Source organism: Pontiella desulfatans (genome assembly GCF_900890425.1).
In the GTDB taxonomy this organism is placed as follows: domain Bacteria; phylum Verrucomicrobiota; class Kiritimatiellia; order Kiritimatiellales; family Pontiellaceae; genus Pontiella; species Pontiella desulfatans.
Genome location: NZ_CAAHFG010000002.1, coordinates 1,003,244 through 1,015,171, shown reverse-complemented (window position 1 = coordinate 1,015,171; position 11,928 = coordinate 1,003,244). Strand labels below are relative to the sequence as shown.

The 11,928-nt window shown below is 58.4% G+C and carries 6 protein-coding genes; 2 read left to right on the top strand and 4 right to left on the bottom strand.

Going from position 1 to position 11,928, the window contains the following annotated elements; translation table 11 throughout:
- Positions 1 to 86: 86 nt before the first annotated feature.
- The 4 genes from E9954_RS19760 to E9954_RS19745 all read right to left on the bottom strand — a co-directional run bounded on the left by E9954_RS19760 (position 87) and on the right by E9954_RS19745 (position 5,627).
- The gene (locus tag E9954_RS19760; RefSeq protein WP_136081001.1) at positions 87 to 1,130 is read right to left on the bottom strand and encodes a LacI family DNA-binding transcriptional regulator; all 1,044 of its coding nucleotides are present in this window, start codon (positions 1,128 to 1,130) and stop codon (positions 87 to 89) included.
- A gap of 163 nt (positions 1,131 to 1,293) precedes the next feature.
- Entirely contained in the window at positions 1,294 to 2,064 is a 771-nt protein-coding gene (locus tag E9954_RS19755; RefSeq protein WP_136081000.1) for a polysaccharide lyase, read from the bottom strand.
- A gap of 86 nt (positions 2,065 to 2,150) precedes the next feature.
- A complete protein-coding gene (locus E9954_RS19750; RefSeq protein WP_136080999.1) occupies positions 2,151 to 4,454 on the bottom strand; it encodes a hypothetical protein in 2,304 nt (767 codons plus the stop codon).
- Between the two features lie 396 nt (positions 4,455 to 4,850).
- Positions 4,851 to 5,627, bottom strand: coding sequence for a PEP-CTERM sorting domain-containing protein (locus E9954_RS19745; protein WP_136080998.1), 777 nt, complete (start codon positions 5,625 to 5,627; stop codon positions 4,851 to 4,853).
- A gap of 346 nt (positions 5,628 to 5,973) precedes the next feature.
- Between E9954_RS19745 and E9954_RS19740 the strand changes: the two genes are divergently transcribed.
- Together E9954_RS19740 and E9954_RS19735 are read left to right on the top strand one after the other, a co-directional pair.
- Positions 5,974 to 9,378 carry a BNR-4 repeat-containing protein gene (locus tag E9954_RS19740; protein WP_136080997.1) on the top strand — a complete coding sequence of 1,135 codons (3,405 nt, stop codon included), beginning with the start codon at positions 5,974 to 5,976 and terminating at the stop codon, positions 9,376 to 9,378.
- Positions 9,371 to 11,896, top strand: a complete 2,526-nt coding sequence (locus E9954_RS19735; protein WP_136080996.1) for a malectin domain-containing carbohydrate-binding protein — start codon at positions 9,371 to 9,373, stop codon at positions 11,894 to 11,896. The genes E9954_RS19740 and E9954_RS19735 overlap by 8 nt, the downstream gene beginning before the upstream one ends.
- Positions 11,897 to 11,928: the final 32 nt, after the last annotated feature.

Here is an 11,928-nt window from a genome sequence, read left to right as displayed (position 1 = left end):
ACCCCGCCACTTAGCTAAGGATGAAACATAAAATAAAACGCTTTATTCTCATTGTCAAGTCCCCAGAATGAAATACCCGTGGAAAATCAGCGGGTTGATTCGCCGATGACCAACTCGGGGCGGAACTTGATGGAGGGGCACTCCTTCCGCCCGGAATCCTCGATGATCTTGAGCGCCAGCTCCAATGCGGCATAGCCCATTTCATAGGAGGGAATGCGCATGGTGGTGAGCGGACGCCAGGCGCACAGCGAGGCATATGCGCCGTTGTACCCTGCAATGGCGATATCCTCGGGAATACGGATATTTTTGCGGTACATGATTTTGGCGATGCTGTTCGCCAAATCGTCGTCGTAGGCGAAAATGGCATCCGGCAGCTCTTTTCCCCCGCCGAACAACCAATCGTCGGGAATGCGCTGGTTAAACTCGAGCGTTTCCCCCATCACGACCGTTCGGATGTCCGCTTCCAACCCGGCGGCCTGCATGGCTGCCTTATAGCCATCGATTCGCATCTCGGCACTGTAATGCATATCTTCGATTTTCTGGTTGTCCGAATGCAGGCGCATTGCAAAAACGACGCTGCTCGCACCGCGTTCGATGAGATAATCCGTCATCATGCGGGCCCCGTTGTAGTCGTCCACCCATGCGGAGTTGGATTCGTGCTTATCGTTCACATAGACCACGGGGAGATTCATATTTTCCAGCTCGTCGTGGATGACGGCTGAAAGATGGTGGTGGGACGCCACCACGAGCGCATCGAGATTTTTTTCGCGCAGCAGGGAGGGCACCACATTTTGATACTGCCCCTGGCCGTTTTCCATCCCCACGAGCACGATACGGTAGCCGCGCTTCTGGGCGGCATCGCTGACCCCCATCAGGTAGCCTTCCGGCGGACGGTCGAGCACCCCCTTCTTTGCCACAAAAAATCCGACGTTATGAAACTTGTTGGAACGGACGGATTTCGCGCCGGCGTGCGGGCGGAAGCCGAGCTTGTCGGCCGCTTTCCTGACCTTCATCACGGTGGCGTCGCCCACCTTGATGGTAGAATTCGGGTTCGGACTCAAGGCTTGCGAAACGGCACCCAGGCTAACACCGGCCTGCTTGGCCACATCTTTGATTGTTACTCTTCCCATATTATTTCCACCTTCGGCGGCCCACAGCGAAACAGGCCGCAATAAAATTATTTATACCGAACTGCAATTTATACGCCTCTACCCCTGAAAAAAAGTTAAAACACTAAATATAAAACACCAACCGGCCACCATAAATATTTTATCCGTCAGGGACGTTTCGCGCCTACGGAACCACGATTTTTATATCATCGAACCGGGCATAGGAGTGGTTGATTGGCGCCCACTCGGGGGTCTGCCCCCCATGGAACGTTGAAAAATAGAACGAGTCGATATAGCCCTGCTCGCCGATGCGCAACCGCAGCCCCTTCAAATCGACGACCTTTTTGCCGTCCAACCAGGCCTGGATGGTGCCGTTGGCTCCTTCGGGCGAATTCAAGCGGATGCGCTGGCGTATTTCGTGCCACTTGCCGGGAACCAGCACCGCATCGCCGAACGAAAACTGGTCGCCCCACTCCCGCTTGTTGTCCACGTAATAGAGGTAGAGCTCGGCCTTACCGCCTTCGCGCCACATGAAGCGGGCGCTCCAGCCCTCCCCGTCCTTCGGGTGTACGCCGCCGGTAAAAACTTCACCGCCGCTCGTCAGGCCGGGCAGCTTGCCGCCGAGCCGGAAATCGAACCCCTCCTCGAACTTAACCCTGTATGAAAGCTCATACTCGTCGGCGGGCGGAAGGTTCAACACAAACTGGCTGCCGGTCAGCTCCGATCCCACAAACCCCTCCGGATAGAAGATGCGCAGCACCTTGCCCTGCGCATCGTCCTCCACCACGGAAAGCTTGCCGTAGAGGTGCGCCCAACCGATGTTGCCCCAATATTCGGCAAACGGGACGTCCGGATAGATGCCGGGCTTGAACCTCTCGAAACCCTCCTGCACCACGGCCTTATCCGCCAGGCAACCACACGCTGCCATCGCCACGACCAACATCAGCTTTTTCATAGATCCTCCTGGGTAAACAAAAAATAGAGAAAGCCGCCCGGAGATACAACCCGGACGGCTTCGAATAACATAGATCCACTTACCGCCTATTCACTGAGCTCGACTGTCAGCCCCATGAACTGGACGTATTCGGTCGCGGTCGAAACGCGGTTGGTCACCGGTTCGAACCCGCCGCTGGCCGCACCCACCACCTCTTCGGTGGCGTTGGTCAGCGCGTCGTATACCAGATCCGTTGCCGAACCCACTTCATAGGTCAGGCCACGGGCCGCGGCATCCGTACGGCGCAGGTAGGCATAGTTCAGGTAACCACCCGCCACGTTTTCGGAAGGCAGGATGGCTGCGGCATCGTCCACCAGCGGATCGCCGCCGAGCGCGTATTCGAGCAGGTTGTTCACGCCATCGCCGCCGCCGGCTTCAGCATCGTCGTCCCACGCATCGTTTACGCCTGCGGTCAGGCCGCTATTCTCCGCCCAGTAGGCATAGCTGTCGGGATCCGGCCCGTCACCCGGCTGGGAGACCTCAACAACCAGGTTGCTGATGATGACATGGTTGTCCTGATCGGAATTCATGCGGAAGCCGATGGCATCGAACGAATCGAAGTTGAAGTCCGTATAACTCTCCGTCAGCGTGATGTCGCCCTGCGTAAGCGAGAGCGTGACGGTGCTCGCGGTATCGCGGGTGAGCTTGAGTACAAAGTCGGCCGAATCGCCTTGGTTCACCAACGCATTGGAGGGCGCAACATTGGTGGTTACACTCCCGCCCACGCTGCCAACGTAGCCTGCGGATTGAACATTGCCCTTGCCCAGTTCCATGGTTTCGCCGCCAACAGCGCCGTAGTCAACACGGAAAGAGAGTCCATTGTTCGAGGTGTCGCCCTCGTCCCAGAAGGAGCCGCGGAAAATACGATCGTCGCCATTCAGCGGAAGGTCGCTGCCAATGATGGCGGTGAAGGATACCTTGATGGTTTCCGTAACCTGCACCGGAACGCTGGCGAAGTCCCCGCTGGATACGCGCTGGAATAAACGGCGGTTGGAGTCGCCCACCAGATTGGTGACGGTGACGGAGACGCCGCTGGCCGACTGACCGGAAAGGCCGATATCCGCACTGCTGTCCCATACGGAACCCAGGTCAACCACGCCATGCGAAGGGGCCAGGCCGGCCGTTGTCAGATATTGGATAGCAAAGGCGCCGACACCGGAGCTTGTATCGACGTTGGCCGCCGACCAAACCAACTGCCATGTCCCGGTATTGGAGGTGCTTAGATCTTCCAGCCCGGTATTGCCGTATGTGCCCTGCACAAAGGTTTCATTTGCGAACGACCCAATAAGGTTTGTCGTGCCGAAGGCATCCACCACTGCAGTGATTTCGGAGGAACCGGTGTTCCAAGTGGTACCGATGCCGCTCATGCTCAAATCCAGGAGCGAACCGTTCGGGTCTTCGTAGGAAACCGTGATCGTCAACGTTTCATCATCGGTCAGGCGCCCGGTGCTGGAATCAGCCTGGCGCGCGGAGCTGTCCACACCAATAAGGGTTGTTCCATAGTTCAGCACATCGGCCGGGTTGCCGGCGGTTGCCGTGATGGAAATAACGAGGTTGGTATCGTCCGGATCGACAATGTCATATGTAATCGAATTCACGGTGCCATCCGGAATCCCTTGGTTCCAGCCGCCGTTTCGGTGGAGGGCATCCCCGCCCACCTGATGGACGGTCGAAGCCGGTATTTGGTCAGCCACGTCGTAGGAATACTGCAGGTAGGGTCTGTTTTCGACCGTACCGTGCGACGCGCCGCGAAAAGTCCCGATGCTCGATGCCGATGAGCTGGCAAACACCAGAGTCAGCGTGTTGGAGCCATCTGCTACCGCATCGTTGATATAGGTCGTGAGATCCTTGTTCTTGAACGAAGAATAGGATTCCCAGTTGTATTGGCTTGCTCCGTCATCGCCCAGAAACGCCTTAACGCCGATCAGGTTCAGGCTGGCATCGCCGGCATCCCACAATCCGGCCGCTGGCGTAAACAGGCCGCTGGTCAGCACCGAATCCAAGGTTGCCGTAGCTTCCGTCCAATTCTGCCCGGATGCATCATGGCTCACCGTCCAGACATAGAAATCGTAGGGATCCGGCTCTTTCTGAAACAAGTTGATGGAAGCGGCATAGACGGTTCCCGTGATGCCGGAAAGGTCAAGCTTGAGCATGCCGATTCGCAACCCGCCGTTATCAATCATTCCGTCATCACCGGCATCCTTCACACCAAGGCTATCGGCTCCCTGCACCACATTCGTTGCACTACCGCCCCTCAACTGCGCGCCATCGGTCGCATTCGTCGTTATGAACGCCGCATGCGCAAGACCGGCCGTGGCCAGCACTGCGCCGAATAGTATTCGTTTTTTCATTTGATTTCCTCCATGAGGTTTCATTCAGGTGGATGCTGCCGCACCCGCGGCTTTTATGTCCCCTCCTCTACCGCCACCAGTTCAGCATGAGGCCTTTTTCTATGCTGCCGTTATATAAAACAGTTTATCCCAGCGCAACCCTTTTTTTGATTTTTTTCATATGGGCCTTTTTATGGTTATTTATTCGTTTTTTTGAATTTAAATCCAGACCCCCAAACCAAATGGAACACAAGATCTACACACCTTTAATTGTTACGTTTTATATCCACAGGCCAAACAAATTGCCCCCAAAGCAACCGGCGATGGATCACGAACCAAAAAAAAATGCCTGCAAGGCAAACAACCCCGCAGGCTCCGGCATCCCACCCAGAGAGGGAAGGGCGGGATGACAAAATGCTAAACCATGAACAAGCGGCGCACGCCAACGAGCCCGACACCCATCGCAACAATCAGCCCCAGCGTGGCCGGCTCCGGAATAATCTGCATGCTCATGTTGCTGACCGTAAAGCCCGATGCCTGCGCATCCGCCATGCGGAAACCGACAAGATCAACATTGTTGAACGCATTCACACCGGTAAAGGTGTTGGAATAAGTCTGATCATCGATCTTGATGATCACATCATTAATCGAGGTAGTGTTGTTCTTTTTAATGGACACCTCAAAATGAACCGGCGCAGAGGTTTGGCCAAGGTCGAGTGTGGGTGCATCCGTTGAGGTTACATCAACATCGTACGCGCCAATATACCCTGTGCCGGGCTGGGCATTTGCCCAACCGTACTGGAGGAAGGTGCCGCCCGCGCTACCCCAATCGACACGAACGCTCAACCCGTCATTATCCTGATCCCAAAGCGAGAAGCGGAAATCGCGATCCGCAGCGGCAACAATTGTATCCGCCTTGACATCGAACGACCACACCAGCGTTTCATCCTTGGCCAGCGTCTTCCCGTTCGAGCCGGTCAAATCCGCATCCGACTGAAAAACGCGGTTGTTGCCATCAATGACCGTTCCGGGCTGGGTGCGATCCATCGTAAAACCGGTCGACGACTGGTTGATAACAGCCGGAGCCGTATCCCCGTCCGAGCTCCAGCTATCGCCTAGGGTTATGGTCGTCACATCGGCTTGAGCCAGGGTTGCCCCCGCAAGCACTGCCGCAATAATCAACTTTTTCATCATTACTCTCCTTTTGCTGTCATTAACCCCTCCCCGGTATGACCGGGAACTATCACCTGTTTACGCCACCGGACGCCTCCTGTCAAAAATAAACTGCTTTATCTTAAAATTCCATCCCGAGCCCAGCGACCTCCCCGGATCGCCATGTTCGCCAGGCGCAATAGGGCCGCCCGGGGAGCGCGTTAAAACCCAATAGCACTCCAGTAAAGGGTTTTAGAATAAAGAGACGATTGAACATTTAGAGCGATGGCGTGTCGAATTTCACCAAAGCAAAGGTTGCACATTTCCTCACAGTTATATAAAACCATTTATTCCATAGAGCTATCGGCTGAAAAAAAGGAGCCCTGCCATGAGAAGCCCAACCATAACCACCGCCCTGCTGTCCGCCCTGGCAACCGCTTCGGTTGTCCTTGCCGAAACCCTGCCGCTGACCGACACCGCCATGATCCGGGGAGGAACCTACGCCTCCACCGTCCAAAACGTTGGATCTGCGGCATCCCTCAAAAATGCGGCGGGCGACAACCTGCGCATCGCGATGATGAAGATCGACCTCACATCGGTTACGGGCTCGGTGGACACGGCCGCCTTCAACGTCTACGCCAAGGCCGACTCCAGTTCCGACTACGATCTCTATGCCTGGGCCGTTAAGGATACCGCACCGGGCCAGGGCTGGGACGGCAGCACCGCAACCTTCTCGAATGTGACCTCCAGCGGCATGTTCACCCCCCAGGAAGACCTCCATCTGGCCAACGATCCCAACCTGACGCTGCTCGGTTCCTCCACCGTAACCAACGGCGGCGGCAGCACACCCAACCGGCTCGTCAGCCTATCCAACGCAACCATCGCCGATGCCGTGAACAGCCGCACGGACGACGGCCACCTGACCATTGTGTTCGCCATCGACGCCAACATCAATGTGGCCGTCCGGCCCCACGACCATGCGGACGCCCCCAGCCTCGACTTCTCCTACAGCACCCCTCCGGCGCCGGAATTCCCCTACCCGCTCTACGCTGCCGCGGAACAGCTCTACGCCAATACCAACACCTACGACCTCACTCAGGAAAACTACACCTTCACCGAAGTGTGGCGCACGCAGGTCGAGCCAAACATCAGCTTCCTGCCGCAATCCTACTACAGCCCGATCGTGACGCGCGGCGACGACACCTTCGTGGCCTACGTTGATACCGACTACCGGATCACCGTGGCCAGGATTAGCAGCAACGGGGTGGAGACCGCGCACATCGACAACACCCTCTACCAACCCGAAGAGTTCTACGCCAACTATGACGGCGACCCGTCGAACGATGTCGCCAGCGCCTCCTACCACACCGTCAGGGTACTCGAAGGCGTAGAGGCCGACAGCCACCATTCGCTCTCCCTGGGCATCGACGAAAACGGCTACCTGCACATCGTTGGCGACATGCACAACTATCCGCGCTACGAAAGCCCGCAAGCCCACCTACCCCTGCGCTATGCCTACAAGAACATCATGTACTGGCGTTCCGACAATCCGCTGGACATTTCCAGCTTCAGCTTCAAGGGCGACCAGGACGGCGAATGCCCACCCGGATTCGGCTTCACCTACCAGTTTTTCTTCAACGACATGAACGGCAGGCTGCACTTCACCGCCCGCGCCCATCAGGCCACCGACAACTCCACCCGCTGCGCTCCGTTCAGCCAATACGATGCCGGCTCCGGAACCTGGACTGCCCTCGGCGGCCCCGACCCGGATGATCCCGGCAGCGAAGCCCGCGTGTTCTACGACGACGGCTACGAATACACCGTTTCCGGCGGAACAACCAACAGCGCCGGCTACTACAGCAAGACACATCCCCACGGCGTGTTCGACCGCAACAACACCATGCACCTGGTCGCGCCGCTGCTCGCCGATCCGACGCTCTACCCCGACGCCGAAAATTTCTACCACTTCGTGGACAGGATCACCTACGCACAGTCCACCAATGGAGCGGACTTCACCAAGGCCGACGGAACATCCATGATCTTGCCTGCCACCATCAACCTCACTTCCAACCGGGCGGACATTGCCTACAGCTCGGACGGAAATACCAACGCGTTCCTTGCCATGCTGGGCAACATCGCCGTCGATTACCAAAACAACCCCTACACCGTCGCGAAACACAAATATATCGATGGCACTGCCAACGACAGTATCATTGTCGGATGGAACGGAACCTCATGGATCAATTATGGCGTGCTGGACTCCGACAACACCGATTTCCGACTGGTGCACGACCCGGCCGGCGTCATGAGCTACATCGGCGACAGCAGCGGTAAAATGATGCGCTTCTGGAAACCCGATGGTTCCATCCGAACCATCAACCTCCCCTGGTCTTTAAAGGTCATCGACTATGAATACCAAAAGCAGACCGGCAACATTTTGGGCCTCACCAAAGATGGCGATGATCTGGTGGTGGTCAAGGTCGGGATCGACAACCGCCCCGGCATGGTGCTGGTGGATCCCCCAACAAACGCCCCGACCAACAACCCGCCGAAAATCACCGCGCCCGCGTCGGCCGCCGGCTACGACCTCTTCGTGGCGGCCACCGATGCCGACGGCGATCCGCTCACCTATACCTGGAGCAAGTCCTACGGCCCGGGCGAAGTCTACTTCACGGCCAACGGCACCACAGCCAGCTCCAACACCACGGCCTCCTTCTCCGAAATTGGAACCTATGAACTCAAGGTGGCCGTTTCCGACGGCACCGACGAGCGCTACTCCACCTGCTTCCTCGTCTCCACCTCCTCGGTCGGTGTAGTAACCAACGTGCAGATCGGTGGCCTAGCGGGCGAACGCGACATCCGCTGGGACGCTTTCGCAGACGGCGGCTCCACCGCCACCTACACCTATGCGGATTCCACCGACCCCAACCTGCAGTTCACCTTCCAGGTGGCGGCGGCCAACGGCGACGCACTCAACCTGAACAGCGGCTTCATCGGGATCGACAGCTCAGGGCGGCAGACCGACGACGCCACCGGACGGATCTCCCTCGACGAAGCGGTCACGATCACGGTCACCTACGTGGATCCGGGCAATTTGCTGGCCGCGCTGGAAATCGACAGCCTTGGCCCCTACTGGGGCAACGGTGCCACGGAAACCACGGTCTTCAGCGACACGAGTGCCAACAGCACCAACATCGTGACGTTCGACCACAACATAGCCGCCAACCTGATCGATTACAGTACGACCGGCCTCGATCCGCTCACCAAGCATAACACCGCGACCTGGTCGCTGACCGTCTCGGCCGACCACGCCCTCGGCGCCACCGCCACCGGCATGGGCGGACTGAAACTTAAATATGTTGTTGATCTCGGTGGCAACAACACCCCGCCCTATAATCAGTGGGCGGCCGACAGCGGCCTCACACCAGGCGTCAACGACGGCCACAGCGACGACGCCGAATACGGCGGCCTTGGCGACGGCATGAACAACCTGCTCGAATACGCCCTTGGCGGCGACCCGCTGGCAGACGATGCCGCGGCCATCCTGCCGCAGGGACTGCTCGAAGACGGGTTCCTGAACTATGTCTACCAGCGCCGGCTCGATGCCGCCGCCCGTGGCCTGACCTACGACGTGCTCGTGACCACGAACCTGGTTTCCAATGTCTGGACAAACGGCTCCGAAGAAGCCGGCTCTGTCGCGATCGACGCCGAGTTTGAATCGGTCACCAACCGCGTGCCCACCGCCGCCGAACTGCAGCAGTTCATGAAACTTGAGGTCGGCATTAGTGAATAAACACATCCGGTATCCCGCACTTGCTCTATTGCTGCTTTCGGGTGCCGCCCTGGGCGGAACCCTGCCCTTGGTTGATTCCGCCTTCCTCCGCGGCGGAAGCCATGCCGACACGCCGCAGGCCTGGAGCAGTGCACTCACCCTGAAAAACGCCAGCGGGGACTTCTGCCGAATCGCCATGATGAAGGCGGACATCTCCTCCGCCACGCAGGTGGTCGATTCCGCCACATTCACCGTGTACGCCAAGAATGCGGTTCCACATACCATCCAGGTCTACGGCGTTCGGGACTCCGCCGGGTTCCAGGACTGGACGGGCGGCGACAGCGGCACGGCCACCTGGAACTCCGTGGCCACCAACGGGCTTTTCCAACCCTTGGAAGACCTCTACCTGACCGGCCATTCCAACCTGGTGCTGCTGGGCAGCCAGGCCATGTCCGGCACCAACACCGGCGATGTGCAGGTGGCGTTTTCAGGCAGCGAACTCGTCAACCTGCTCAACACCGACACCGACGGCCTGCTGACCTTTGTTTTCACCACCGCCGCCAACCTGAACGGTATCGCCATCCGCCCGCACAGCAACACGCCACAGCCCACTTTCAAAGCAACGTACTCCACCGCCGTCATCGCCGAAACCACCGGCCCGACCGGAATCAAACACCCCGGCTGCCTGCAGAGCGCCGCCGAAATCAATGCCCTGGCCACAGCGCTGGCGGAAAACGACCCGTACCGAAACCAACTGTGGATCGATATGATGAACAACACCCGCGGCCGGATCGATTCAGACAACTGGATCCCGCCGACCGACCTGTTCGGAATCAATTTCGCAAGCTCAGCCAAATATGCCGGCGCGGGGCTGATCCGTTACATCAACGACTGGATCATCAACGGCAGCACCACCTCCGAGGCGCATGCCATCACAATCCTCAACACCTGGGCCGGCGTCCAGAGCTTCACGCCGGATCCCGACGACGGCCTCGGCCACCACCGGCTGGTTTCCATGTGGCTGGGCTATCTCGCCCATGCCGCCGACCTGCTCATCAGCAGCAACACCTCCTGGCCGGTTGCCGAACAGCAAGCCTTCAAGGACACCGTGCGCAACATCCTGTTGCCGATCGCCAACGACAACCGCGCCGCCGGGTTCAACGGCAACTGGGATGCCGGCGCCACCTTTGCCGTAATGGCCATGGCCGTCCTGCTCGACGACAAGGCCCTGTTCGATGAGCAGATCGCCTGGCTGAAGGAGGGCCACACCAACGCACGAATTGCCAACTACCTGCTTGCCAACGGCCAATGCCAGGAAAGTTCGCGCGATCAAGGCCACGCCAACATGGGCCTCACCTTCCTCTCCCTTTGCGTACAGACTGCCTGGACGCAGGGTATCGACCTCTACGAATACGACAACCGCTCGATCGGAAAATGCTTCGAATACAATGCAGCCTACAACATGGGCGAAGACCACCTGCCCTACCAGGTTTACCCCTCAGCCGTGGGCACCAGCACCCACGGCTTCAACCTGACCATCTCCGCCGATGGCCGGCCGACTTATTTCGATGTATATGAGATGGTCTACCACCACTATAAGAATTATCGCGGCGTCGAGCTGCCATACAGCAAGGCCATGCTTGAAAACCATACCCGCCCTGAGGAGCCGGGGGGAAACTGGAGCAACCACAACACGCTCTACTGGAACCTCGTGGTCGGCAATGCCACCAACCTCGGCGCGGACGTTTCGTTGGCCGTCAACCCCGACTATGCCGGCCGCGTCTTCCTGCGCGCCGACTGCGGCAGCGACCGTCACTACATGGCGTCCGACGGCCGGTGCTTCGTCAGGGAACACACCAGGATAAAATGGCACGACGGGGGGAGCAGCGGTTCCCACACGAACCCCATCACCGGCTCAGCCGATGACGGCCTCTACCAGACCTTCCGCGTGGGTGACTGCTCCTACTCCTTCGCCCTGTCCAACGGCAGCTACCGCGTAAAATTGCACTTTGCAGAACCCACAGAGACGCAGGCCGGGCAGCGAACCTTCAACGTTTACATCGACGGCCTCCAGGTTCTCGGCGCATACGACATCTTTTCCGAAGCGGGCGGCAAGTATACCGCACATGTCCATGAGATCAGCATCGACGTGACCGACGGGCAACTCGATGTGGAACTCGAAGGCGTCCAGGGTGACCCGATCATCAGCGCCATCGAGCTTGAACCCGATCAGGGAAACTACGACTCCGACGGCGACGGCCTGACCGATGCGCAGGAGATCGCGCTCGGTACGAACCCGAACGACCCGGATTCCGCCTTCAACATCACCGGCACCACCCCGCTTCCGATGGCTGGAAAAATGCAGTTCACCTGGCCGAGCGCCACGGGCGTGCTCTACCGCGTCTGGGAAAGCCCCGATCTGACCAACTGGACGGTGGTGCGCGACTGGACGAACGCCGCGGCGTTCCCGGAAGAACTGCTGGAAATCAGCACAGACTACTCAAACCGCTTTTTCAAGGTCGAAGCCGACGTTCAGTAGCATCACAAAAAGAAAACAATTGGCAGTTTATT